At 70.5% G+C, this 24,921-nt stretch carries 23 protein-coding genes; 8 read left to right on the top strand and 15 right to left on the bottom strand.

All coding sequences use genetic code 11. The annotated features are described in order from the left end of the window. The first annotated feature begins 82 nt into the window (after positions 1 to 82). Together AB5G72_RS08555 and AB5G72_RS08560 are read left to right on the top strand one after the other, a co-directional pair. Positions 83 to 1,465 carry an MFS transporter gene (locus tag AB5G72_RS08555; protein WP_440221420.1) on the top strand — a complete coding sequence of 461 codons (1,383 nt, stop codon included), beginning with the start codon at positions 83 to 85 and terminating at the stop codon, positions 1,463 to 1,465. Next, positions 1,462 to 3,048 carry a pyridoxal phosphate-dependent decarboxylase family protein gene (locus tag AB5G72_RS08560; protein WP_440221421.1) on the top strand — a complete coding sequence of 529 codons (1,587 nt, stop codon included), beginning with the start codon at positions 1,462 to 1,464 and terminating at the stop codon, positions 3,046 to 3,048. Before AB5G72_RS08555 ends, AB5G72_RS08560 begins: the two co-directional genes overlap by 4 nt. Before the next feature lie 15 nt (positions 3,049 to 3,063). Here AB5G72_RS08560 and AB5G72_RS08565 read toward each other — a convergent pair whose 3' ends face one another. From AB5G72_RS08565 to AB5G72_RS08585, 5 genes are all read right to left on the bottom strand, one after another. Next, positions 3,064 to 3,693, bottom strand: a complete 630-nt coding sequence (locus AB5G72_RS08565; protein ID WP_070722527.1) for an HNH endonuclease — start codon at positions 3,691 to 3,693, stop codon at positions 3,064 to 3,066. Between the two features lie 111 nt (positions 3,694 to 3,804). Next, a complete protein-coding gene (locus AB5G72_RS08570) occupies positions 3,805 to 4,152 on the bottom strand; it encodes a hypothetical protein (protein WP_120283265.1) in 348 nt (115 codons plus the stop codon). A 113-nt stretch (positions 4,153 to 4,265) separates the two neighbouring features. Next, positions 4,266 to 4,706, bottom strand: coding sequence for a universal stress protein (locus AB5G72_RS08575; RefSeq protein ID WP_120283267.1), 441 nt, complete (start codon positions 4,704 to 4,706; stop codon positions 4,266 to 4,268). Between the two features lie 152 nt (positions 4,707 to 4,858). Continuing rightward, positions 4,859 to 6,490 carry an ABC-F family ATP-binding cassette domain-containing protein gene (locus tag AB5G72_RS08580; protein ID WP_119191698.1) on the bottom strand — a complete coding sequence of 544 codons (1,632 nt, stop codon included), beginning with the start codon at positions 6,488 to 6,490 and terminating at the stop codon, positions 4,859 to 4,861. 432 nt (positions 6,491 to 6,922) lie between these two features. Continuing rightward, on the bottom strand, positions 6,923 to 7,717 hold the full coding sequence (locus AB5G72_RS08585; RefSeq protein WP_440221422.1) for a thioesterase family protein: 795 nt from the start codon (positions 7,715 to 7,717) through the stop codon (positions 6,923 to 6,925). 36 nt (positions 7,718 to 7,753) lie between these two features. On the opposite strand from AB5G72_RS08585, the gene AB5G72_RS08590 reads away from it, so the two are divergent. Beyond that, entirely contained in the window at positions 7,754 to 9,016 is a 1,263-nt protein-coding gene (locus AB5G72_RS08590; RefSeq protein ID WP_440221423.1) for a lycopene cyclase family protein, read from the top strand. Here AB5G72_RS08590 and AB5G72_RS08595 read toward each other — a convergent pair. From AB5G72_RS08595 to AB5G72_RS08630, 8 genes are all read right to left on the bottom strand, one after another. Beyond that, on the bottom strand, positions 8,978 to 9,826 hold the full coding sequence (locus tag AB5G72_RS08595; protein ID WP_241742370.1) for a hypothetical protein: 849 nt from the start codon (positions 9,824 to 9,826) through the stop codon (positions 8,978 to 8,980). The genes AB5G72_RS08590 and AB5G72_RS08595 overlap by 39 nt on opposite strands. A 136-nt stretch (positions 9,827 to 9,962) precedes the next feature. Continuing rightward, positions 9,963 to 10,421 carry a metal-sulfur cluster assembly factor gene (locus tag AB5G72_RS08600; protein WP_371517556.1) on the bottom strand — a complete coding sequence of 153 codons (459 nt, stop codon included), beginning with the start codon at positions 10,419 to 10,421 and terminating at the stop codon, positions 9,963 to 9,965. A gap of 17 nt (positions 10,422 to 10,438) precedes the next feature. Then, positions 10,439 to 10,891 carry a Fe-S cluster assembly sulfur transfer protein SufU gene (sufU, locus tag AB5G72_RS08605; protein ID WP_120283272.1) on the bottom strand — a complete coding sequence of 151 codons (453 nt, stop codon included), beginning with the start codon at positions 10,889 to 10,891 and terminating at the stop codon, positions 10,439 to 10,441. Further along, positions 10,888 to 12,147 carry a cysteine desulfurase gene (locus AB5G72_RS08610; RefSeq protein ID WP_120283274.1) on the bottom strand — a complete coding sequence of 420 codons (1,260 nt, stop codon included), beginning with the start codon at positions 12,145 to 12,147 and terminating at the stop codon, positions 10,888 to 10,890. The genes sufU and AB5G72_RS08610 overlap by 4 nt, the downstream gene beginning before the upstream one ends. Positions 12,148 to 12,165: 18 nt before the next feature. After that, positions 12,166 to 12,936 carry a Fe-S cluster assembly ATPase SufC gene (sufC, locus tag AB5G72_RS08615; protein WP_067716304.1) on the bottom strand — a complete coding sequence of 257 codons (771 nt, stop codon included), beginning with the start codon at positions 12,934 to 12,936 and terminating at the stop codon, positions 12,166 to 12,168. 55 nt (positions 12,937 to 12,991) lie between these two features. Further along, positions 12,992 to 14,200, bottom strand: a complete 1,209-nt coding sequence (sufD, locus tag AB5G72_RS08620; protein ID WP_440221424.1) for a Fe-S cluster assembly protein SufD — start codon at positions 14,198 to 14,200, stop codon at positions 12,992 to 12,994. A 5-nt stretch (positions 14,201 to 14,205) separates the two neighbouring features. Next, a complete protein-coding gene (sufB, locus tag AB5G72_RS08625; RefSeq protein ID WP_154827476.1) occupies positions 14,206 to 15,657 on the bottom strand; it encodes a Fe-S cluster assembly protein SufB in 1,452 nt (483 codons plus the stop codon). Beyond that, positions 15,654 to 16,391, bottom strand: a complete 738-nt coding sequence (locus AB5G72_RS08630; RefSeq protein ID WP_120283282.1) for a helix-turn-helix transcriptional regulator — start codon at positions 16,389 to 16,391, stop codon at positions 15,654 to 15,656. Before AB5G72_RS08630 ends, sufB begins: the two co-directional genes overlap by 4 nt. Before the next feature lie 156 nt (positions 16,392 to 16,547). On the opposite strand from AB5G72_RS08630, the gene mptB reads away from it, so the two are divergent. From mptB to AB5G72_RS08650, 4 genes are read left to right on the top strand one after another with little or no spacing between them, the layout of a single operon-like run. After that, positions 16,548 to 18,134 (top strand): polyprenol phosphomannose-dependent alpha 1,6 mannosyltransferase MptB, encoded by a 1,587-nt coding sequence (mptB, locus tag AB5G72_RS08635; protein WP_120283284.1) that lies wholly within the window; start codon positions 16,548 to 16,550, stop codon positions 18,132 to 18,134. A 25-nt stretch (positions 18,135 to 18,159) separates the two neighbouring features. Then, positions 18,160 to 19,095, top strand: coding sequence for an ABC transporter ATP-binding protein (locus AB5G72_RS08640; protein WP_440221425.1), 936 nt, complete (start codon positions 18,160 to 18,162; stop codon positions 19,093 to 19,095). Further along, positions 19,092 to 19,883 (top strand): ABC transporter permease, encoded by a 792-nt coding sequence (locus AB5G72_RS08645; RefSeq protein ID WP_440221426.1) that lies wholly within the window; start codon positions 19,092 to 19,094, stop codon positions 19,881 to 19,883. Before AB5G72_RS08640 ends, AB5G72_RS08645 begins: the two co-directional genes overlap by 4 nt. A gap of 38 nt (positions 19,884 to 19,921) precedes the next feature. Continuing rightward, positions 19,922 to 20,905 (top strand): COX15/CtaA family protein, encoded by a 984-nt coding sequence (locus AB5G72_RS08650; protein WP_096905448.1) that lies wholly within the window; start codon positions 19,922 to 19,924, stop codon positions 20,903 to 20,905. 162 nt (positions 20,906 to 21,067) lie between these two features. On the opposite strand, the gene AB5G72_RS08655 is transcribed toward AB5G72_RS08650, so the two are convergent. Further along, a complete protein-coding gene (locus AB5G72_RS08655; protein WP_440221427.1) occupies positions 21,068 to 22,636 on the bottom strand; it encodes a hypothetical protein in 1,569 nt (522 codons plus the stop codon). Positions 22,637 to 22,749: 113 nt separating this feature from the next. Between AB5G72_RS08655 and AB5G72_RS08660 the strand changes: the two genes are divergently transcribed. Continuing rightward, positions 22,750 to 23,718 carry a quinone oxidoreductase family protein gene (locus AB5G72_RS08660; RefSeq protein ID WP_120283290.1) on the top strand — a complete coding sequence of 323 codons (969 nt, stop codon included), beginning with the start codon at positions 22,750 to 22,752 and terminating at the stop codon, positions 23,716 to 23,718. A 19-nt stretch (positions 23,719 to 23,737) separates the two neighbouring features. Here the strand turns inward: AB5G72_RS08660 and AB5G72_RS08665 are convergent, their stop codons facing one another. Next, the gene (locus AB5G72_RS08665) at positions 23,738 to 24,754 is read right to left on the bottom strand and encodes a heme o synthase (protein ID WP_256385623.1); all 1,017 of its coding nucleotides are present in this window, start codon (positions 24,752 to 24,754) and stop codon (positions 23,738 to 23,740) included. Positions 24,755 to 24,921 lie beyond the last annotated feature (167 nt).

The following is a 24,921-nucleotide window of genomic DNA, read 5'->3' on the forward strand; positions in this document are numbered from 1 at the left end:
CCGCACACGTTTGCCGAGAGGCAGGTGTGCGGAACGCTCTTTTCGACGGCGCGACGGGCCGCAAGCGCCCTAGAGTCGGTCCATGACCACCACCGCGGCCACGGGCGGGGAGCCCGCCACGGGCCGGACAGCGACCGACCGGTCCACCACGGCCCCGGTCCTCGCCTCGTACGCGGCGGGCAGCCTCGGCACGGGTGCGTTCGGCACCCTGCCCGGGTTGGTGCTGGCGTACTACCTCACCGACTCGATCGGGGTGGCGGCCGCCGTCGCGACGGTGCTCGTGCTGGTGCCCAAGGTCATCGACGTCTTGGCCTACCCGCTCATCGGCGCGATCTCGGACAGGGCGTCCCACCGCAGCGGCTATCGCACGGGCCTGATGCTGTTCGGGGCGCTGGCCCTGCCGCTGCTGTTCGTGGCGACCTTCTCGGCACCGACCGGCTGGAGCACTGGCGCGGCCGGGGTGTGGGTGATGGGCTTCTTCCTCCTGGCGTCCATCGCGTACTCGTGCTTCCAGGTGCCGTATCTGGCACTGCCGGCCGAACTCACCGATGGCGCCGCCGCCCGCGTGACGCTGCTGGCGTGGCGGGTGGCCGTTCTCGCCGCGGCGATCCTGCTCACCGGGGGCGGGGGCCCGGCGCTGCGCGATGCCGCCGGAGGCGGGCCCACCGGATACGTGGTGATGGCCGTCGGGGTCGCCGCGCTGATGCTCATGGGCATGCTGTGGTCGACGTTCGTGGCGGGCCGCAGCACGATCATGCGGGCCGACGCGCCGGCCGGTGGGCTCGCGCACGAGTATCGCGACGGACTCGACGCGCTGCGGGTCACGCGGCCGTTCCGGCTGCTCGTCGCGGTGTTCTGTCTGCAGGCTGTCGCGACGGCCGTGATGCTCGCGGGCGGCCAGTACGTGGCGACCTACGTGCTGGGTGACGAGACCGCTCTGACCGGGCTCTTCCTCGCACTGGTGGGCCCTGCGCTACTCGTGATGCCGCTGTGGACCCGTCTCGCGCACGCCCGCGGGAAGGTGCCGGCGCTGGCCGCGGCCACGGCGCTGTTCACGGTGGCGACCCTGCTGCTCATCCCGGCCGGCTTCTCCCCCGGCGCGTGGGTGCACCTCCCGGTGGCGATGGCGGGTGTCGCGTACGCGGGCATGCAGGCTCTACCGATGTCGATGCTGCCCGACTGCACCGACCTGGATCGCTCGTTGGGGGGACGACGACGAAGTGGCGCGATGAGCGGCCTGTGGACCGCCTCGGAGACCGGCGCGATGGCCCTGGGCCCGGTCGTCGTGCTCGCCCTGTTGGCATTCGGTGGTTTCCGCTCCGGCGGGGTGTCCGATCAGCCCGGGACGGCGCAGTGGGCCATCGTCCTCGCGTTCTCCCTGGTTCCCGCGCTCCTCGCCGGCGCGAGCCTGCTGCTGATCCGGACTCTCGGCCGGTCCTATCCCCGATGGACGGAGCGAACATGACCCCCGATCCCCTCGCCCTGGAGATCACCGATCGCGGGGAACACGCGCTGGCCCGCCTCGCCGCGATGCGGGCGCAGGACCCGCCGACCACCGGGGGCCGGGTCCTGTCGTACGTCTACGATTCCGGGCTCGCCGAACTCGACGAACTGGCGACCCGTGCGGCTCGTCTCGCCCATGGCGTCAACGGCCTCGACCCCACGGTGTACTCCTCGGTCGCCCGGATCCACGGCGGCATAGTCGACCGTGTGCGCGACATTCTCCGTGGACGGTCCGCGGGCGCGGGTGGCGAGGGCGGCGACGGGCTCGGTGGCGACATCTACGGGAACGTCACGTCCGGTGGCACCGAGAGCTGCATGCTCGCCTGCCTCGCCGCCCGCGAGGTCTCCGGTCGACAGCCGGGCGACGGTGGAACGATCGTCGCGCCGGTGACGGTGCACGCGGCGTTCCGCAAGGCCGCGCACCTGCTGGGCCTGAGGCTCGTCGGCGTCGAGGTCGATCCCGGGACGGGGCGGGTGACCGCCGAGGAGCTCCTCGCGGCGGTCGATGGGGACACGGTGCTGGTGGTGTGTTCGGCGCCCGCCTACCCGAACGGCGTGATCGACCCCGTGGCCGAGGTCGCCGCCGGGCTCGAGGCCGTGCACGATCCGCGCATCGGGTTGCACGTCGACGCCTGTCTCGGCGGCCTAGTGCTGCCGTTCTGGCCCGGTCCGGACGCGACCGGTCCGGACGCCACCGAGCCGAACCCGATGCCGCTATGGGACCTCCGTGTCGCGCGGGTCACCAGCATCTCGGCGGACGTACACAAGTACGGTTTCGCACCCAAGGGCACGTCGGTGCTGCTCAGCCGGGGCCGCGAACGCCACCGGGCGGCATGGTTCGCCACCGTCGACTGGCCCGGCTACCCGGTGGTCAACCCGACGCTCGCCGGATCCAAACCGCTCGAACCCGCCGCGGCGGCGTGGACGGTGCTCGAGGCGCTCGGCGACGGCGGGCAGCGTGAACTGGTCGCCCGGACCGCCCGGGCGACCGATCGGTTGGTCGACGGGTTGTCCGGCATCGAGGGGCTACGAGTCCTCGACCGCGATCCCGGCCCACTGCTGGCGGTCGTCGCCGACGAGTCCGCCGGAGACGGCCGGCGCGTTCACCCGCACCTCTGGGCGGATGCCTGCGCCCGGAGGGGCATCGCCGTCCAGGCGCAGCCCGCCTACCGCCAGGAGCGGGGGACCTTGTCGTCGTCGTCCCACCTCACCATCACCCCGGTGACCGAACGGCTCGTCGAGGAGATCCTCCGCGTGGCGTTTGAGGCCGCAGACGAGGTCCGCGGGCAGCTTGATCCAGTTCCTCCAACGGGGTTCGCCGACGTGCTCGACGCGCTGGAGACAGGGACCCTCTCCCCCGCCGACCTGCTCGCCCTGCCAGAAGATGAGGTGCATGCGCTCGTGGGTGGTGTCCTCGACGCGGACAAGGCCGGGACCGAGGGAGGCGGTGGCGGAATGGCGCCGCTGCTCGCGGCGATAGAACGGCTGCCCGCCGGCGTGGGCGGCCGCCTGGTCCGCGCCTACCTCGCGGCGGTGATGGAGTGACGGTGATGGAGTGATTCAGGCGAACTTCGCCTGAATCTCGGCAGACGCCCGGAACCACCGACCGATGTACGGCACCGCGATAGGAGCGGGATTCGCCCGGAGGTACCGCACGAACCAGTCGGTCAACCCGTCCCACTGGGCGTGATCGCCCGGGGGATGGAGTCCCCATCCCAGTTCGGTGAGCGTCCAGTGCGCTTTGGCGGAGTTGCGCAGCATAGATGTCGTCACCCAGTTCGCCTCGGTGTCCTCTCCCCCACGGGACACCGGCTGCAGGTGGTCGATGGTCGGGAACAGCTCCCAGAACGCGAAGTGCGATCGCGACATCGCCCAGTTCGGATCCGCGGGGAAGTCCTCCGGAAGCAGTACGGAGAGCAGCCGTAGCGCCCCGGGGTTGACCAGACGCGTCCCGCTGTAGCGGTCGACGAACCCGTCGCGGTAGAAGAGACGCAATGACCTCCGTTCCGTGTAACTCCGGGACGTCTTCTCCACGGGCACGAACGGGTAGCGGAGGCCGAGTATCCGACTGCCTTCGTCAAGCCCAACGGTCTCGATCGCATCGGCGACATCCGCCAGCACATCCGCCTTGTCCTCGAGCTCCGGCGCGGCCACTCGTGCACCAGGGACATCGCGGGTCGCGTCATCCATCTACTCGCCCTCCACTCCGGGTTGCGGTCTTAATCCCAGTGTGAGCGGCCCATACGACAAGCGCCCCCCGACTCGAGATCGGGGGGCGCGGTCCGCATACGGGGCGATGCCTCAGACGAGGACCGCGACCGCGACGTTGACGATGCCCAGGACACCGGCGACGTGGGTCAGGGTCGCGGTGCTGCCCTGGGCCTTGGCCTCCTTGCGTACGCCGATGATCGCGACGACGAGGATCACGACGGCGACCAGCAGCTTGATACCGATCTTCATGTGGTTGAGGTCAGCGTCCTGCATCTCGCTCAGGCCCACGAGCAGCAGTCCGGTCACCACCTGGAGGATCGCGCCGTGCAGGATGCCCTTCGCCATGTAAGGCGCCTTGATGGTGGCGAGCCAGCCACCGATGATCCCGGCGAGACCGATGAAGTGCAGGATGAGGATGATCTGGATGACAGTGTCCATGGGGCGAATTGTCTCAGGTCAGCGCGACATCATTGCAGGTAAGGGTCTCCTGTGTGACGCTCGACTCGGCCGGCCTCGATGCTGCGTGTGACGCCCCCCGGCGGGTGGCGCCGCTAGTCGGTCTGGTGGCTCGAGTGCGGCAGGACGACCACGGGGCAGCGCGCGTGCGCCACGACGTGCTGACTGACCGAGCCGAGCAGCATCCCGGTGAACCCGCCTCGTCCGCGGCTACCGACCACCACGAGCCGAGCGTCCCCGGAGGCAGCGATCAACGCTTCGGCCGCGTGGCCCTGCAGGACGGCCGGCTTGTACGAGACGTCGTCCCCCAGGGCGTTGCGCACCGCGTCCGCGAGCATCTCGCGCGCGCTGCTCTCCAACTCGGAGGAGTCCTCCCACCCGGCCATCGCATACGGGCCGTAGACCGCTGGCAATTGATACGCGGTCAGAGCGATCAGCGGCGCGTCGAGCGCGGCCGCGTACTCGGCTGCCCACTTCAGGGCCCGTAGCGAATCCGGCCCACCGTCGACTCCGACGACTACTGGCCTGGTGTCCATGAGCTGTCCTCCTCCGGCGAGATGCCGACGGTGCCCCGGACTGTCGTGCACCGACGACACCCTCCACCGTAGACCTGCCTGAGAAGTCCCGTGAGGTTACGCGAGTTCGACGGTCGCATGCGCGAACGTCCGCGTGCCCTCGCTGCGCTCGGTTACGCGAGTTCGACGATCTCCATGTACTCCTGGCTCCACAGATCCTCCGTACCGTCCGGCAGGATGATGACCCGCTCCGGCTCCAACGCCTCGACGGCGCCGGGGTCGTGCGTGACCAGCACGACCGCACCCTCATACGTCCGTAGAGCGTCGAGGACCTGCTCGCGCGAGATCGGGTCCAGGTTGTTCGTGGGCTCGTCCAGCAGCAGTACGTTGGCCGCCGACGACACCAGCCCGGCCAGCGCCAGACGCGTGCGCTCACCGCCGGAGAGCGTGCCTGTCGGCTGCTCGAGTTGGGGGCCGGTGAACATGAACGCCCCCAGCAGGCTGCGCAGCTCCTGCTCCCCCGCGTCCGGCGCGGCGTGGCGGATGTTCTCCCACACGCTGGCGTCCATGTCCAGGGTGTCGTGCTCCTGGGCGAAGTAGCCGATCTTGAGCCCGTGCCCGGAGACGACGCCGCCCTCGCCGTCGGTGCGTTCCACACCGGCGAGCAGCTTGAGCAGCGTCGTCTTGCCGGCACCGTTGTAGCCCAGCACCACCACGCGGCTGCCCTTGTCGATCGCCAGGTCCACGCCGGCGAACACCTCGAGCGAGCCGTACATCTTGGTCAGGCCCTTGGCGAACAGCGGCGTCTTGCCACAGGCCGCGGGAGTGGGAAACTTGATCCGCGCAGCCTTGTCGGCGACGCGGACCTCGTCGAGATTGTCGATCATGGCGTCAGCACGCCGGATCATCTGCTTGGCGGCGGCCGCCTTGGTGGCCTTGGCGCCCAGCTTGGCGGCCTGCATCTTGAGCTGCGAGGCCTTCTTCTCCGCATTCGCCTTCTCACGTCGGCGCCGGGCCTCGTCCGTGGCGCGGGCGTCGAGATACTTCTTCCACCCCATGTTGTAGGCGTCGATCTCCCCGCGCACGGCGTCGAGGAACCACACCTTGTTCACCACGGCCTCGAGCAGCTCGACATCGTGGGAGATGATGATCAGCCCACCCTCGTGCTTCTCGAGGAACTGGCGCAGCCAGGTGATGGAGTCGGCGTCGAGGTGGTTGGTGGGCTCGTCGAGCAGCAGCATGGTCTGCGACTTGCCGGCACCGTCGGAGGCGGCGAACAGGATCCGCGCCAGCTCCACGCGGCGGCGCTGACCGCCGGACAGGGTGCCCAGATTCTGGGTGAGGATCCGGTCCTCCAGCCCCAGGCTGTTGCAGATGCGTGCGGCCTCGCTCTCGGCCTCGTAACCGCCGCGGGCGGAGAACTCGTCCTCGAGGCGCCCGTACTTACGCACGGCCTTGTCCATGGCCTTGTCGTCCGGTGCGGAGACCATCTGCTCCTGGGCGGCGGTCATGTCGGCCATGATCACGTCCAGCCCGCGGGCGGAGAGGACCCGGCTGCGCGCGAGCTGGTCCATGTTGCCCTCACGCGGGTCCTGCGGCAGATATCCCAGGTCACCGGTCCGGACGACCTTCCCGGCGTAGGGTTCACCTTCGCCGGCGAGGATCCTCATCGTCGTCGTCTTACCCGCGCCGTTCCGTCCCACCAGGCCGATCCGGTCGCCGGGCTGGACCCGCAGCGAGGACCCGTCCATGTGGAGCAGGGTGCGCACGCCGGCGCGCACCTCAAGGTCGTCGATGGTGATCACGTGCGCGGGTACCTCGCTGTAGCGTTCGGGGAAGAGTCGGCGGCCCGCCCGCTGACGAGTCCGGGCCGACCTGCCACTCTACCTGCGGCGCGAGTGCGCCGACGAGTCCGGTGACGTGGGTCTCCGCGACCAGAGAGCGTGCGCCGAGTTCGCTATCCGGCGGATTCTCTTGCCGCGCGTCGGTCGCTGCGACCTGTGGGCGGCCTGACTGGCGTACGTCGGATGAGGTCGGCGCCTTGGCGGCGTCGCGTCCTGCTGGCCGCGGCCCGTCCGCTGTGTACAGCCGCTCCTGGCCCTGGCGTCTCGCTTCTGCAGATGTCCACGACAGCCCTCCTCGCCCCTCCCGATGGCGTCTCGCCTGCGCATCGGGGCAGGCGAGACGCCATCGTGAGGGGCGGCTGCAAAAGCCTGGCCACCCCGCCCGGCCCGCCTTCAACCCCCGCTGCGCCCGTACAGGTTCTGCACGCTGCGGCCGATCGGACCGTGGTCGTCCGAGAGCAGGGTGTCGGTGAGCACCCCGTGGCCGGGCCCGCCGATCGTCTCCGAATCCAGGCGCACCCAGCCGGGAGCGGGCTCGCGGTGCAGGGAGACCACCAGGTCGCAGTTGATCGTCGGGTGGTCGACCGGGTCGGTGGCCAGGGAGACACCGCTCGCGGAGTCGGCCACCACCACGGTGTGCTGCCACCCGGTCATCCGCTCCCCGGCGACCAAGTCGACCCGCGACCGCCCCCACGCCCGGGCCGGACCCAGTTCGTCCCCGCCGCCGGATTCGTAGGAGAAGTCGACCACGGAGAGGTACCCGCCGGCGTGGGCGAAACTCATCATGGGATCGCGCTCGCGCCTCTCGGGCACTGGCGGCGCCGCATGATCGCCCACCACGGGATAGTCCTCGGGAGTGCGCCGCATCAGCCAGCCGCGCGCGACCAACGTCGACCGGCCGCCCACGGACGCGGTCGCCTCGAGCAGCTCCACGCTGCGCCCGGGTCGGATCGTGCTCACCTCGATGTCCAGGGGCGCCACCGGCACGGGGCCCAGGACGTCGACGGACACCCTCGCCAGTCTCATGTCCGGGGCGGAGTCGGAGTCGGAGCCGGCCCGTTCCATGGCCCGCACCAGCAGCGCGCTCGGCGGGCCGGCGTGCTGGGCCTCGGCGGACCACGGCCCGGCGGTGAGTGCCGTGGACTCGAAGCGGGCCTCGTCGACCTGCTGGTAGAACGCGTCGGACATGGGTCCCCTCTCGTGCGGGCGGTAGTGTCGATCCTGATGAATGCTACGGGTGGCGGTCTGTACGACGTCGCTGTCGTCGGGCTCGGTCCCGCCGGCCGCGCGCTCGCCTCCCGCTGTGCCGCAGCCGGTCTCACCGTGTTGGCGCTGGACCCGCGCCCGGATGCGCCGTGGCGACAGACCCTCTCGGTGTGGGCCGATCAGATCCCTCCGTGGCTCCGGCCCGGGGCGTGCGGGGTGGACGTGCTCGCCCACACCGTGCCGGATGCCGCCTTGTACGCGCCCGACAGGGCCGTGGTGCACCGTGAGTACGCCGTGTTGGACAACGAGGCCCTGCGCCGCGCGCTGCCACTCGGCCCCGGCGTCACCGTCGAACGCGCGGAGGTCGACGACACCGGGGTCCGGGCCCTCACCGCCCGCGCGTACCGCGTGGTGGACTGCCGCGGCGCCGGCGGCCGGCTCAACCGGGGGCCCCTCCAGACCGCCTACGGGATCGTCGTGGACGCTGCCGACGCGGCGCCGGCGCTGGGCGGGGAGAACGCGCTGTTCATGGACTGGCGGACCGACTATCTCCGCGGCCGGAACGACCACGATGACAACAGCGACGACAACATCGACGACAGCAGCGACGACGACGAGGTCGGGCCCAGCTTCCTGTACGCGATCCCCGTGGGACCGGACCGGGTACTGCTGGAGGAGACGTGTCTGGCGGGCCTGCCCGCTCCGGATCCCGCCGTCCTGGCGAGCCGGCTCCGCTCGAGACTGGCGGGCCGGGGGGTGTCCCCCGCGGCGATCGCGTCACCGCTGTCCGTCGAGCGCGTACGGATCCCGCTCCTGCCCCGCCCCGGGCTGCCGGAGGACCCGCGGGTCGAGGCGTTCGGGACCGCCGGTGGCCACGGGCACGCGGCGACGGGGTACTCGGTGGCGGCGATGTTGGCGGCGGTGCCGGCGGCGGTGCACGCGATCGAGGCGGGATACCCGTTGCCGGCACCGCGGTCGCCGCTGAGCACGGCCCTCCACGGTGTCGGACTGCGTGTCCTCCTGCGGGCCGATGACGGGACCCTGCGGGCGCTGTTCAACGCCTTCGGTCGACTCGACGGTCGCCGTCAGCGCTGGTTCCTCGACGCCGCCAGCCCCTCCTACCAGGTGGCCGCCGCCATGTGGGGCATGTGGTTCTCCATGCCCGCCCGGAACAAGTCCGGGATGGTCGCGGCGGTGCTGCGCCCGTCGGCTCGTACGTCGGGCGGGGGTGTACCGATCACCTCAGCCGGAACGCGGACGGTACCCGTCGAAGGTGAGTGACAGGCCGCCCGGACGCCGCGAGAGGTGGAACATGGTCGACAGCGCCACGGCCGCGACGGCCACGGCCACGAGTTCGAAGGTCTCCTCGATGTACATCAGGACGAGATAGGGCGTCGACATGCCGGCGTCCGCGCGGTGGACGAGACCGGTCAGGCTCTCGATGACGATCGCGCCGGTCAGGAAGACCACGGCCGAGAGGATCAGTGCGAGAACCACCCGACGCTTCAGCGCCAACACGAGGCGGATCAGCAGCGCTCCGACGACCAGCGCGATGATCGCGCCGGGGATCACCCAGTTGTAGAAGGTGTCGAACGGCAGGTACGGGGCCATCCTGTCCCCCACCACGAACAATCGCTCGTGCAGGGCGGAGGCCTCGTCCACCGAGGCGGTGACGCCGACCGCGGCGAAGAGCCACCACGACTTCCGGAACCTGTCGGCGGTGAGAGCGGCGAGGGCGGCGAAGATACCGACGAGGAGCCAGATCGTCGAGGCGAACCACACCGCGATGTTGCCCTCGGCGCCGATGTCGAAGGCCGTCCACAGGAGGTTCCAGGTGTGCCAGGGCTGGTCGCTGCCCGTGCGGTGGACCATGAGGAGCAGGAAACCGGACAGCGGCGCGAGCAGGATCGACGGGGGCAGCACCACCCACGCGGTCGCCTTGGTGAGACTCATCGTCCGGGCCCGGGCCCGGTCCTGAGAACCGGCCGCGGCGTCCGCCGCGCCGCGGTCCTCATCCGACGGGGTGTCGATCGGGCCACCGGAGGGTCCGCCGACCGGACGGTCTGACGGTCGGTCAGCGGGGCGAGACATGTATTCAGCGTAAACGGCCGGCGAACGGAACAGCCAATCAGGTCGTCTGGCCCCCGGCCGGAAGAACGACCCGGACACGAAGAGCGCCCGCCCCCTCTCGAGGGGGCGGGCGCTCTGTCGCGTGACCGGGGCGCGGCTACACCGTGAAGCCGATGGCGCGGAGCTGCTCGCGGCCGTCGTCGGTGATCATCTGCGGTCCCCACGGCGGCATCCAGACCCAGTTGAGCTCGAGGTCGTTGACGAGATCGGCGCCGATCGTCGCGCTGCGGGCCTGATCCTCGATGACGTCCGTCAGGGGGCAGGCCGCGGAGGTCAACGTCATGTCGACCCGGGCGATCGTCGAGCCCTCGGTCTCACCCGGGCGAACCCAGATGTCGTAGACCAGCCCGAGGTCGACCACGTTGATCCCGAGCTCGGGGTCGACCACGTCGCGCATGGCCTCCTCGAGGTCCGCGACGAGGGCCAGGTCCTCCTCGGACTGCTCCGGCCGGTTGGGGTCGGGGCGGAACTCGCCGTTGTAGACGGTTCCGGCCGGGGTGGCGTTCTCCTCGGTCGACGCGGACTCGTCGACCGACGGATCGTTGGCAGGGGTCATCTGCTCGGTCATGTCACTCACTCCTGATGGTGTTCGGTCTGTCGGCCGAGGGCGTCCTTGAACGCCATCCAGCCCAGCAGTGCGCACTTGACGCGCGCGGGGTACCTCGACACCCCGGCCAGCGCCACGGCATCGTCGAGGATCTCCTCGTCGCCCTCGTCCTGTCCGCGGGAGGAGATCATCGCCTGGAAGGCGTCGACCACCTCCAGCGACTCCGCCACGGGACGGCCGACCAGCAACTCGGCCATCATCGAGGTCGAGGCCTGGCTGATGGAACATCCCTGCGCGTCGTAGGACACGTCCTCCACGGTGGCGAGATCGTCGGACAACCGCAACCGCAGTGTCAGCTCGTCGCCACAAGTGGGATTGACGTGGTGCACCTCGGCGCCGAAGGGCTCGCGCAGTCCGCTGTGCTGCGGACGGCGGTAGTGGTCGAGGATGACCTCCTGGTACATCTGCTCGAGTTTCACGTGAGTGCCCCTTCCACTCCGAAGAACTGCTGGGCCCGGCGCAGGGACCTCGCGAGAGCCTCGACCTCGTCGAGGGTGTTGTACAGCGCGAACGAGGCCCGCACGGTGGACTGCACGCCGAGACGCCGGTGCAGCGGCCACGCGCAGTGGTGCCCCACTCTGACGGCCACACCGTCGTCGTCGAGCACCTGGCTCACGTCGTGGGCGTGGATGCCGTCCACGACGAAGGAGACGGCGCCGCCGCGCGAGACCATGTCCGTCGGGCCGACGATCCGGATCCCCGGGATCTGGCCGAGGGCGTCGAGCGCGGCCACGGTGAGGGACTCCTCGTGGCGGGCGATGGTCTCCATCCCGACCCGCTCGAGGTAGCGCACCGCCGCGGCGAGCCCGACCGCCTGGGACACCATGGGCACCCCGGCCTCGAATCGCTGGGGCGGGTCGGCGTAGGTCGTCTCCTCCATGGTGACGGTGGAGATCATCGACCCGCCGGTGAGGACCGGGGGCATGGCCCGCAGCAACTCGCGCCGGCCGTAGAGGACGCCGATGCCGGTGGGCCCGAGCATCTTATGGCCGGAGAACGCCGCGAAGTCGACGCCGAGGGCGTGGAAGTCCACCGCCATGTGCGGCACCGACTGGCAGGCGTCCAGCACGACGAGCGCGCCGACGGCCCGGGCGGACTCCACCACGCGGGCGACGTCCGTCACCGCGCCGGTGACGTTGGACTGGTGGGTCAGTGCGACGACCTTGACGGCGTCGGTGAGCTCGAGCGAGTCGAGGTCGATCCGACCGTCGTCGGTCATGCCGTACCAACGCAGCGTGGCGCCGGTGCGTCGGCATAGCTCCTGCCACGGCACGAGGTTCGCGTGGTGCTCGAGCTCGCTGATGACGACCTCGTCCCCGGGGCCCACCGCGTACTCGCCGAAGCGCTGGTCACCAAGGGCGAAGGCCACGAGGTTGAGCGCCTCGGTGGCGTTCTTGGTGAAGACCAGCTCGTCGACGTCGGCACCCACGAACCGCGCGATGTCGGCACGGGCGCCCTCGTAGGCGTCCGTCGCCTCCTCGGCGAGTTGGTGCGCACCGCGGTGGACCGCCGCGTTGGAGTGCAGCAGGAAGTCCCGCTCCGCGTCCAACACCTGCATCGGGCGCTGCGAGGTCGCCCCGGAGTCGAGGTAGACCAGGGGCTTTCCGTCACGGACCGTGCGCTGCAGGATCGGGAAATCCGAGCGCACGGCGGTGAGATCGAGGGTCGAGGTCATGTTCTCCCAGCTGTCCGGTCAGGCGTTCGCCGGCGTCAGGTACTTCTCGTACCCGTTCGCCTCGAGCTCGTCGGCCAGTTCTGCGCCACCGGAGGCGGCGACGCGGCCGTCGACGAACACGTGGACCTTGTCGGGGGTGATGTACTTCAGGATGCGGGTGTAGTGCGTGATGAGCAGGATGCCGCCGTTCTCCTCCGCCTTGTAGCGGTTGACACCCTCGGAGACCACGCGAAGCGCGTCCACGTCGAGGCCGGAGTCGGTCTCGTCGAGCACGGCGATCTTCGGCTTGAGCAGGTCCAGCTGCAGGATCTCGTGACGCTTCTTCTCGCCGCCGGAGAATCCCTCGTTGACGCTGCGCTCGGAGAACGCCGGGTCGAAGTCGAGGTCGGACATGGCCTCCTTGACCTCCTTCACCCAGTGGCGGAGCTTGGGGGCCTCACCGCGGACGGCGGTGGCCGCGGAGCGCAGGAAGTTCGCGGTGGAGACCCCGGGGATCTCGGTCGGGTACTGCATGGCCAGGAACAGGCCGGCGCGGGCCCGCTCGTCGACCTCCATCGACAGGACGTCCTCGCCGTCGAGCGTCACGGTGCCGCCGGTGACCTCGTACTTGGGGTGGCCGGCGATGACGTAGGCGAGGGTGGACTTGCCGGAGCCGTTCGGCCCCATGATGGCGTGGGTCTGGCCCGACTCGATGGTCAGGTCGACCCCCTTGAGGATCTCGACGGTCTCGGGAGAGTCCTCGGTCGCGGCGACGCGGGCCGTGAGGCCCTTGATCTCGAGAGTGGTCATGGGTAGTGCTCGCAATCTGTGTGAGAAGTCGTGGGGGATGTACTGGCGGGGCTCGTCAGATGCCGGAGGACTCCAGCTCCAACTCGACGGCCTCGGTGATCCGCTCGCGCACCTCCGGAACGCCGATGCGGTTGATCACCTCGCCGAAGAACCCGCGGATCACGAGTCGTCGTGCGACGTCCTCGGGAATGCCCCGGGACATGAGGTAGAACAACTGCTCCTCGTCGAACCGTCCCACGGCGCTGGCGTGGCCCGCACCGGCGATCTCGCCGGTCTCGATCTCCAGGTTCGGGACCGAGTCGGCGCGGGCACCGTCGGTGAGTACAAGGTTGCGGTTCATCTCATACGTGTCGGTGCTCACGGCCCGGGCGCGGATCAGCACGTCACCGATCCACACGGTGTGTGCGTCCGGCAGGCTCGACTTGGCGTCGCCCTGCAGCGCACCCTTGTAGAGGATCCGCGAGGTGCAGTTGGGCTCCGAGTGGTCCACGAGAAGACGGTGCTCGAGGTGCTGCCCGTCGTCGGCGTAGTACAGGCCGTTGAGGGTGACCGTGCCGCCGGGGGCGGTGAACCGTGCGAACGGGGAGACGCGCACGAGCTCGCCACCGAACGTCACCGTCGTGTAGGTCAGTGTCGCGTCGCGGCCGACCTGTAGGTGGTGACCCGCGAGGTGCAGGGCGTCGTCGTCCCAGTCCTGGATGAGCACGATCTCGAGGTGGGCGGAGTCGCCGACGATGAACTCGACGTTCTCGGCGATCGTTCCGCCGCCACGCTGGTCCACGACGAACGTGGCGTTGGCGAACGCCTCGAGGCGGACCTGGGTGTGGCCGTAGGCCAGTTCGCCCTCGCCCGGGCCGTCGACGGTCACGTAGACGGGCTCGTCGATCACGGTCTCCTTGGCGACCGTGATGACGGTGGCCTCGGAGGCGGAGCTGAACGCCTGTGCGGCGACGCGGTCGCGGGGTGCCCCGGCCTCGCCGACGCGCTTGTCGTCCATGGCGACCGTCTCGACGGTCAGACCGTCGTGCTCGGCGACGGACGCCAGCAGGCGACCGGTCGCGGTGATGTTGGAGCCGTCGTGGATACCGCGCAGACGACGCAGCGGGGTGAACCGCCAGATCTCGTCCTTGTGGCTGGGTACCTCGAAGGCGCCCACGTCGAACGACGAGAACTGGTCGCCCTTGGTGGCGTCGACGGGGACGCCGTAGCGGTCCGTCAGGGGTGCCGGGGTGGACCCGGTCTCGGGTGCGGTGGTGTCGGTCATGGTGGTCAGCCCACCGATCCTTCCATCTGCAGTTCGATCAGGCGGTTGAGCTCGAGCGCGTACTCCATCGGGAGTTCCTTGGCGATCGGCTCGACGAAACCACGCACGATCATGGCCATCGCCTCGTCCTCGGCCAGGCCGCGGCTCATGAGGTAGAACAGCTGGTCCTGGCTCACCTTGGAGACCGTGGCCTCGTGCCCCAGCGTGACGTCATCCTCCCGGATGTCGATGTAGGGGTAGGTGTCGGACCGGCTGATGTTGTCGACCAGCAACGCGTCGCACTCGACGTTGGACTTCGAGCCCTTCGCGCCGGCGTTGATCTGGACCAGACCGCGGTACGCGGACCGCCCGCCGCCCCGAGCCACCGACTTGGAGACGATGTTCGAGGACGTGTTAGGCGCCAGGTGCAGCATCTTGGAACCGGTGTCCTGGTGCTGGCCCTCACCGGCGAACGCCACGGAGAGGACCTCGCCCTTGGCGTGCTCACCGGTCAGCCAGACCGCCGGGTACTTCATCGTCACCTTGGAGCCGATGTTGCCGTCGATCCACTCCATGGTGGCGCCCTCTTCGGCACGGGCACGCTTGGTGACGAGGTTGTAGACGTTGTTCGACCAGTTCTGGATGGTCGTGTAGCGGCACCGGCCGCCCTTCTTGACGACGATCTCGACGACCGCGGAGTGCAGGGAGTCCGACTTGTAGATCGGCGCGGTGCAGCCCTCGACGTAGTGGACGTAGGCGCCCTCGTCCACGATGATCAGCGTCCGCTCGAACTGGCCCATGTTCTCGGTGTTGATCCGGAAGTACGCCTGCAGCGGGATGTCCACCTGCACGCCCGGCGGGACGTAGATGAACGAGCCACCGGACCAGACGGCCGTGTTGAGGGCGGAGAACTTGTTGTCCCCGGAGGGGATGACCGAGCCGAAGTACTCCTCGAAGTACTCGGGATGCTCCTTGAGCGCCGTGTCGGTGTCCATGAAGATGACACCCTGGCTCTCCAGGTCCTCACGGATCTGGTGGTAGACCACCTCGGACTCGTACTGCGCGGCGACGCCGGCCACGAGCCGCTGCTTCTCCGCCTCGGGGATGCCGAGCTTGTCGTAGGTGTTCTTGATGTCCTCGGGCAGGTCCTCCCAGCTGGTGGCCTGCTTCTCCGTGGAACGGACGAAGTACTTGATGTTGTCGAAGTCGATACCGGACAGATCCGAACCCCAGGTGGGCATCGGCTTCTTGTCGAAGATCTTCAGGGCCTTGAGCCGCTTCTCGAGCATCCAGTCGGATTCGCTCTTCTTGGCGGAGATGTCACGCACGACCGCCTCGGACAGGCCGCGCTGCGCGGTGGCACCGGCGTCGTCCGAGTCGTGCCAGCCGTAGTTGTACTGGCCGATGGAGGCGATTCGTTCCTCATCGGTGGTCGGCTCCGTGACGTCGGCCGTCACCTGATCGGGGGTGATGGTCATCGCACTGTCCTTTCGGCGGTCGGTGCCGACGCGGACGCGTCGGCCGGTGCAGGGATCGTGGCCGCGAGGTCACTCACGGTCACGGTCCCGGTCGGGATGTTGGTGGTGCAGGCGCAGTTTCCGCCCGCGATGGTGGCGAGCCGCTGGACGTGGGTGCCCACTATCTCGGACACCACCTCCTGCTCGGCAGCGCACAGTTCGGGGAACCGGGAGGCGACGTTCCACACCGGGCAGTGGTGCTGGCAGATCTGCAGGCCGGTGCCCGCCTCCTCTACGGAGGACGCGTAGCCGGCACCGGACAGCGCGGTGGCGATGTCCGTGGCGGCGCGCTCGACGTCGTGCGGGCCCTCGGCCGGACGGACGTGACCGATCACCGAGCGCACCCGCTCGCGGGCGAACTCCGTGACCGCGGCCGTGCCACCGATACGACGCAGGGCGGTCAGGGCCTCGACCGCCAGGTGGTCGTACCCGTGGCGGGCGGTGCTGCGGCCGGAGACCGTCATCTGGAACGCCTTGGCCGGGCGACCGCGGGTTCCCGCCGGCCGAGAACGGACGGCCTCCACCTCGCCGGCCTCGACCAGATGGTCCAGGTGTCGCCGGACACCGGCGGCGGTGAGCCCCAGTTCGTGTCCGATCTCGACGGCGGTGAGTGCTCCGCGCTCCAACAGGAGTTCCCGGATCGACGAGCGGGTGTCGGGCCGCGTGCTGCTCTCGAACACGTGCTGCACGCTCATACTCCACTCCCTTCCGGTTATGCTCGGTGCGCCCGGTCGGGACGCACCTCCTGATATTACGCAACACTTCTGTTTCGGAAATATTCCCCCCACCCCCGGACGCGCTGCCGGGGTGAGGTGTGCGACGACAGCGCCGGTGGAGGAAGGGTCGGGACTGTGGCACGCGATTACCCCAGGCGTGGTGCCGGGTCGGTCACCTCCCGCCTCCACGCGCAGGAGCTGTCCACCGGGTCCCCGTTGTCCGCGGAGATGGCCCGCCTGCGCCGCATCCGTCTGATCGGCACCACCGCCGCCGTGGCGATGGCGATCGGGGCGCTCGGGGCCGGCGCGTTGCCCGTCCTGCAGAACCCGATCGCCGGCGAGCGACTGTTCGGCCTGTGGCTGCGCCTGCAGCAGTCCTCGATGACGGTCGTCATGGCGGGGATGGTCACGGTGACCCTGTGTTGGCTGCTGCTCGCCCCGTACGTGCTCGGGCGGGATCGGCGGGGTCGGATCAGTGGTCGGATCGACCGCGCGACGCTCGACCGGGTGATCGCGTCATGGGCGCTCCCCCTCGCGCTGGCGCCGCCGATGTTCAGCCGGGACGTCTACAGCTACCTGGCCCAGGGGGCGATCGGCAACGAGCTCGACGATCCCTACGAACTCGGTCCGGTCCCGGCACTGGGGACCTCCCACGCGCTCACCATCAACGTCCCGGACATCTGGCGTGATACGCCCAACCAGTACGGACCGTTGTTCCTGGGGGTGCAGAAGGTCATCCACGGGCTCACCGGCGACGACGTGGTGGCCGGGACCATCCTGCACCGGGTCGTGGCCGTGATCGGGATCCTCATGCTGGGCTGGGCCGTCCCACGGCTCGCCGAGTACTGCGGCGTGTCCGACGTCGCCGCCCTCTGGCTGGCCGTGGCCAACCCCCTGGTCCTGTTCCACCTCGTCTCCGGCATCCACTCCGAGGCGCTGATGATGGGCCTGCTGGCGGTCGGGCTGGTGCTGGCGCTGCGCGCAGTGGACGCCCCCGGATCCGGGTGGCGCACCACCTCGCTGTTCATCCTGGGGACCGTCCTGGTCACCGGATCGGCCCTGGTCAAACTCCCCACGGTGGTGGCGTTGGGGTTCATCGGCATGGCGCTGGCGCGCCGGTGGGGTGCGAGCTGGTCCGCCACCCTGCGCGCGGCGTCGGTCATGGCGGCGGTGAGCGGTGTGACCACCGGGGTGGCGATGATCGTCACCTCGTCCGGCCTCGGCTGGATCACCAAACTCGGGGCGGCCACCTCGCTGCGCAGCTGGCTCTCCCCGCCCACCGCGCTCGGTGTGATCGTCGGCGGGATCGGGCAGTATCTCGGGCTCGGGGACCACACCGAACAGATCCTCGTCATGGTGCAGACCGCCGCCCTGGTCGCGGCCGGCGCGTTCACCGTCCGCATGCTGTTCGCGGTCCAGGCGGGTCGGATCAACCCGGTCGGTGGGCTGGGGGTGTCCATGGCCGCGATCGTCCTGTGTTTCCCCGTCGTGCAGCCCTGGTACGTCCTGTGGGCGCTGGTCCCGTTGGCCGCGTGGGCCTCGCGGGTGGAATTCCGTCTCCCGGTGGTCGCCGTGAGCGCGGTGCTGGCCTGCTTCACCCTCCCGCCGGGTGCGGGACTGCCCCCGTTCGTGACCGTCCAGGCCTGGGCGGCGACCGTGGCGGTGGTCGCCGTCCTGCTCGTCGCACTGTTCCGGTGGCCGGGGCTGTTGCGCTTCCGCTAGCCGGACCGGCCTACACTCGGATCCCGTGACCTCTCCGACGGATACGCCCGCGCTGCACGTCGAGGGGCTCGTCAAGAGGTTCGGGGCGACCACCGCCGTCGCCGGCCTGGACCTGCGACTCGAGCGCGGGCAGGTCATGGCCCTGCTGGGACCCAACGGGGCGGGCAAGACCACCACGGTCGAGATCTGCGAGGGATTCGCCCGTCCCGACGCGGGCACCGTGCGGGTGCTGGGCCTGGACCCGGTCATCGATCGCCAGCGGGTCCGCAGCCGCATCGGGATGATGCTCCAGGGTGGCGGCTCCTACCCCGCCGCCAGGGTGGGCGAGATGCTCCGGCTGGTGGCGTCCTATTACGCCGATCCCCTCGATCCGGACTGGTTGCTGGGCGAACTCGGGCTCACCGAGCACGTCCGGACCCCGTACCGGCGCCTGTCCGGCGGCCAACAGCAACGTCTGTCCCTGGCGATCGCGGTCATCGGCCGGCCGAATTTGGTCTTCCTCGACGAGCCGACCGCCGGTCTCGACGCCCAGTCGCGCCGGGCCGTGTGGGACCTAGTTCACGCGCTGCGTCGCGACGGCGCCGCGGTGTTGCTCACCACCCACCTCATGGACGAGGCGGCCTCGCTCGCCGACGAGGTCGTGATCGTCGACCACGGCCGGCGCGTCGCCTCCGGGACGCCCGCCGAACTCGAACGCGCCGGGACCGCGGAGGGCGTCACCCTCGTGGTCGACGGCGAGGTGTCCCCGTCGCTGCTCGCCGGCGTCCTCGGTGGGGAGCACACGGTCGCGGCGGGGACCGCCGCCGGCGTCCTCGAGGTCCACGGCCCGGTCTCCCCCGAACTCATGACCGCCATGTGTGCAGCCCTCGAGCGTGCCGGCGTCCAACTCACCTCCCTGGCCACCCGCACCAGGAGTCTCGAGGAGGTCTTCCTCGACCTGACCGGACGGGAACTGCGATGACCCACACCCAGACCGGCGGCAATCGCTTCGCCCCCGGCACCTTCGCCCGCCCGTCGGCGCCGGCGTCCCCGGCCCGGATGACCGCCGCCCAGACCCGTATGGAGCTGGCCCTGTTCCTGCGCAACGGTGAACAGCTCCTCGTGGCCCTGGTCATCCCCGTCGCCATCCTCTTCGGCCTCACCGCGATCGATTTCGGTGCGGTGCCGGATCCGCGGGTCGATCACGCGATCACCGCGGTACTGACCATCTCCGTCATGGGGACGGCCTTCACCGGCCAGGCGATCGCCGTGGGCTTCGACCGCCGGTACGGCGCCCTCAAACGTCTCGGGGGCACCCCCCTGCCGCCGGCGGTCATCATCCTCGGCAAGATCCTCGCGACGCTCGTGCTGGGGGCCGGCCAGGCGGTCGTCCTCGGCGTCATCGCGGCGCTGCTGGGATGGCGGCCCGAACTCCCGGGGCTGGCGCTGGGGGCGCTCGTGATCGCCCTGGGATCGGTGGCGTTCTCCGCCATGGGGCTCCTACTCGGGGGCACCCTGCGTGCGGAGATCGTCCTGGCCCTGGCCAACCTCATCTGGTTCGTCCTCATCGGGGGCGCCGGACTCGCGATCGGGGTGGTCGACCTCCCCTCCGCGGTGGCCGACCTCCTCGTCGTCGTCCCCTCCTACGCGCTGACCTCCGCGCTGGGCACGGCGCTCGCCGGCGGCGTCCCCGCCCTGGCCGCGCTGTCCCTGGTCCTCTGGACGGCCGTGTGTGGCGGATTTGCCGTGCGTCACTTCTCGTTCACCTGATAGCAGACCCCGGCGCGCCGCGGCCTAGAATCGGGGCCGTGACCTCGACATCGCACGCCCCGACCTCCGGAACCCCGGCCGCGAGCGACCCCGGGCGATCGACCGGACCGTTGTCCCGCCTGCCCGTTCCGTCGATCCGGGTCCAGAAGGGCGTCGCGCTGGCCAACGTCATCGCCCAGATCGGCATCATGACCACCGGCGTCACCGTGCGCGTGACCGCCTCCGGTCTGGGTTGCGAGACCTGGCCGCAGTGCAACGAGGCCAGTTTCGTGCCCGTCCCCGGCGCCGCACCGGCGCTGCACCAGGCGGTCGAGTTCGGCAACCGCCTGCTCACCTTCGTCCTCGCGGCGGTCGCCGTGGCGCTGCTCCTCGCCGTGTACCGCGCCGGGCGCCGCCGCGGCCTCAAGGCACTCGCCTGGGCCATGCCGGCGGGCATCCTCGCCCAGGCCGTGATCGGCGGGATCACCGTCCTGGCCGGCCTCGCGTGGTGGACCGTCGCGCTGCACCTGCTGCCCTCGATGATCCTCGCCTGGCTCGCCGCCGTCCTCTTCGTCCGCATCGGCGAGGCCGACACCGCGCCGCCCCGACGGGTCATGCCCAAGCCCATGACGTGGCTGACCGTGCTGTCGGCCGTCCTGCTCACCGGGGTCCTCACCACCGGGACGATGGTGACAGGGGCCGGACCCCATGCCGGCGACGCGCGCATCACCGCGGCGGATCGACTCCAGTTGCCCATCCAGTGGCTCGTCCACTTCCACGCCGAACTCATGGTGGGTTACGTCTGCCTGCTCATCGGGTTGCTGGCCGGGCTCGTCGCGCTGCGTACGGAGGGCCCCGCGATCCGTCGGAGCGCGATCCTCATCGGACTCATCGCGGCGCAGGCGGTCATCGGGATCACCCAGTACCAACTCGGGGTGCCCGAGCTGCTGGTCGTGGCGCACGTGACCCTGGCGGGTGCGATCACCGCCGTCACCGGCGCCCTGTGGGCGGCGGGCGTCATCCGGGACCGCGTGCCGGCCTGACAGGGTCGCCCACCCCGGTGAGGTCCCGGGGTACGCGTCGCCTCTGTACGGGTGACGGCCCGGTGCGCGTCCTCTCCGGTCCCTTCGGGGCGCGCACCCGGCCGACCGAAGAAATAACAGCGGCCCCGCCGATCGGCGGGGCCGCTGTCGTCGCGCGGGAGGTCAGACCAGGGAGCCCGATCCGGCCATGCGCTTCCAGTGTCCGGCGGGGACATCGGTACGCGAGACCAGCTCGCGCGTCCAGTCCGATCCGGTGAGGCCGGAGATCCCGTCGCGGACCGCCTCGGCCTGCGACAGACTGTCGACCATCGTGTCCCCCAGCACGCCGTCGGCGCCGACCAGGGTGACGCGGACCCCGCAGCGGCCCACAGGCTGGAGGACGACGTCCGCCGCGCCGCCGTGCCGGGACAGGAACTTCTCGACGAACTTCACCGTCTTGGCCGGTGGGGTGGGTCCCGCCGGCACCGGCGCCGCTTCGATCTTCTCGGCGGGTGCCTTCTCGGTGGGCTGGACCTCCGCGGCGGCCGGCTTCTCCGACTCCTGCGCCGCGGGCTCGTCGGCCGAGGGCACCGCCGCCGGCTGGGACGCGGCCGGCGCATCCGCCGGGCGGTCGGTCGCGGACGGCGCCGGAGCGGCCTTCCCCGCCGTCGGCTCGTCGCTCTTCGACTCGGCCGCGGAGTCCGTGGTGGCGGAGTCCGTGGTGGCGGCGGCGCCGCCCAGTGTCAGGGCACCGCTCTTGCCCCCGCCCGGCGCCTTGGCCTTGCTCCCGCCGCCGAGGGTCAGGCCACCCGACTTACCGCCACCGGGCGCCTTGGCTTTGCTCCCGCCGCCGAGCGTCAGGCCACCGGACTTCTTCTCCGTCGACACGGCGGACGCATCGGCGGCGGAGGTGGAGTCGGCGTCGGACGTGGAGTCGGCCCCGGGCTCGGACCCCGCCTCGGTCGGGGTGGCGAGGTCCGCTTGAGCTGCGGGTGCTGCGTCCGGCGTGGCGGTGGACGTGGCGTCGTCCTTCTCATCCTTCTTGTCACCAGCGGAGGCGGCAGCCGCACCTGCGGCTGCCGCGGCACCGGCCGCGCCACCCAGGACGAGCTTGCCCGCCGACCCCCCGCCGGGAGCCTTGGCCTTGGACCCACCGCCGAGCTTCAGTCCCCCGCCGGACGTGGTCGCCGGGGCGGACGCTGTCGGGGCGGACCCTGCCGGAGCGGCCACCGGCTCGTCCGACGACTTCGCGGCCGTGCCCGGCTTGGTGGCATCGGCCTGGGCGGAGGGCGCCGGCTCCGCAGCGGGCTCGGACGGGGCCTCGGGCGAAGCGGGAACCTCCGCGGCCGGCGCCGTCGATGCGTGCGCCGCGGGAGCGCCACCGTCGACCTCGGTGATCCGGGAACCGTGCAGCGTGGAGGCTCCTCCGCCCGGGGCGCGCGGGGCGCGCCGACCCAGGGTGATCCCCCCGCCCGCGCCGCCGGCGGCCGCCGGGGCCGGGGTCTGCCGCGCCTCGGCAGGCGCCTCCTGCGTCGCGGCAGGCGTCTTCTTCACGGGTTCGGTCGCCTCGGGAGCCCCCGCCGGCGCCTGCGCCTGCGTGTCAGGCTCGGACGGCGCCGGCGCCTCCTCGGTGACCGCATCGGCTCGGGCGGGTGCGGCCGCCGCCCCGGACCCACTGGTGGTGATCTCGGGCCATCCGGTCGCCCGGACTCGCGGCCCCCCGGCGTACTGGGAAAGGATCTGCAGGCTCATGGGGGTAGCCTATCGCCTCCCCCGCCCCGCTTCCGCCGGGACTCCCGCGAACCGGCGAACCGGAGTCCGGGCACCGGCTGCGGCGGACGACACACTTCCGGATACTCGGCGCCATGAGAGCCATAGAGATCTCCAGGCACGGCGGACCCGAGGTGCTCACACCGGTCGAGGCGGGTGTCCCCTCACCCGGACCGGGCGACGTGGTCGTCCGCACCACCGCGATCGGGGTCAACTACATCGACACCTACTTCCGCGAGGGCACCTACGCCCGGGACCTGCCGTTCGTCCCCGGCAGCGAGGGGACGGGAGTGGTCGAGGTGCTCGGCGAGGGGACGCCCGACCTGATGGTCGGCGACCGGGTGGCGTGGTGTCAGGTGCCGGGGTCGTACGCCCAGTACGTCGTCGCGCCCGCCGAGTCGCTGGTGACGGTGCCGGAGGGTATCGACGACGAGGTGGCGGCCTCGATGCTGTTGCAGGGGCTCACGGCGCACTACCTGATCACCGACACCCACCGGGCCCTCCCCGGCGACACCGTGCTGATCACCGCGGGTGCAGGCGGGGTCGGGCAGCTGCTCATCCAACTGGCAGTCGCTCACGGCCACCGTGTGATCACCACGACCTCGACCGAGGAGAAGGCGGGCCTGTGTCGCGAACTGGGGGCGCACCACGTGCTGCTCTATCCCGACGCGACCCCGGAGAGGATCCGCGAGCTCTCCGACGGCGGTGTCTCCGTGGTGTTCGATGGCGTGGGCCGGGACACCTTCGACGACAGCCTGGCCTCGCTGGCCCGCCGCGGGACCTTGGTTCTGTTCGGCGCGGCGAGCGGTCCGGTCCCGCCGGTGGACCCCCAACGACTCAACGCCGCGGGCTCGGTGTTCCTCACCCGCCCGAGCCTGGGCGACTTCATCGCCGGGACCGGGGAGTTCCGTGAGCGGGCCGGCGAGGTCCTCGAGGGGATCGTCGACGGCTCGCTCCGGTTGTCGGTGGGCGCGACGTTCGGATTGTCGGAGGCGGCGGAAGCGCACCGGGCGCTGCAGTCCCGGCAGACCACGGGTTCGGTCGTCCTCGACCCCGCCCGCTGAGGAGGGCGGGGGTGGGTGATCAGGCGATCGGGAAGATCTCCGCGATCGTCTGGAGTCCGAGGACCGCGTCGACGGACAGTGCGACGAACACCCCCGCCAGGTAGTTGTTCGACAGGATGAACAACTTGAGGGGCTTGACCTCCACCCCGCGCCGCACACCGGCCTCGAGGCGGTGTGCCATGACGATGAACCACACTCCGAAGCCGAGGGCGCCGGCCGCGTACACCCAGCCGGCGGCGGGGATCAGGGCGAACGTGCACAGGACGGTCACCCAGGTGTAGATGGTGATGCGCCGGGTGACCCCCTCGGCGGACATGATGACCGGGAGCATCGGCACTCCGGCGGCCTCGTAGTCCTCCTTGTAGCGCATCGCGAGCGCCCAGGTGTGCGGTGGCGTCCAGAAGAAGATGATGAGGAACAGGACGATCGCCTGCCACCAGTTGTGCGCCTGCCCCTCGGGGAGATGATCGGTGATCACGGCCCACGACACCAGGACCGGCATGCATCCCGCGGCCCCGCCCCACACGACGTTCTGGGCCGTGCGGCGCTTGAGGATCATCGTGTAGACGAACACGTAGAAACAGATGGTCAGCAGGATGAAGAACGCGGCCAGCCAGCTCCCGGCCAGCAGACCCAGCCACAGCATGCTCGAGACGCCGAGCAGCAGACCGAAGACCAGTGCGGCCCGGGTACTGATCGCGTGACGCGCCAACGGCCGACGCTCGGTTCGCTTCATGACCTTGTCGATGTCGGCGTCGACGACCATGTTGAGCGAGTTGGCGCTCGCCGCGCCCAGCCAACCGCCCACCAGGGTGAGCAGAACCAGTGAGAGGTGAACGTTGCCGCGGTCGGCCTGGAGGAGGGCGGGGATGGCGGCGACGAGCAGCAACTCGATGACGCGCGGCTTGGTGAGGGCGATGTACGCCATCACCACGTCGACCGCGCGGGCTCGCCCGCTCGCCGGAGCCGGCCGCCCCGTGGACTCTGGAGGGGAGACTGATGGCCCCCCACTCCGGGTCGGGGTGGAATCGTGCACCGGAACTCCTCGCAGCAGACGTCAACGCACTACTGACCCGATACTACGTCCCCCCTGCGCGGTCCGCGAAAGAGCGGGGGCGGGGACCGCAAGCCCCGCCGTGCCCGCGACCACTAAGGTGGTTCACGACATACGCGCGGATCCGCGCCGCACCCTCAGACCCGGGA

It is taken from the genome of Dietzia sp. MNB45, from assembly GCF_051994785.1.
In the GTDB taxonomy this organism is placed as follows: Bacteria; Actinomycetota; Actinomycetes; order Mycobacteriales; family Mycobacteriaceae; genus Dietzia; species Dietzia kunjamensis.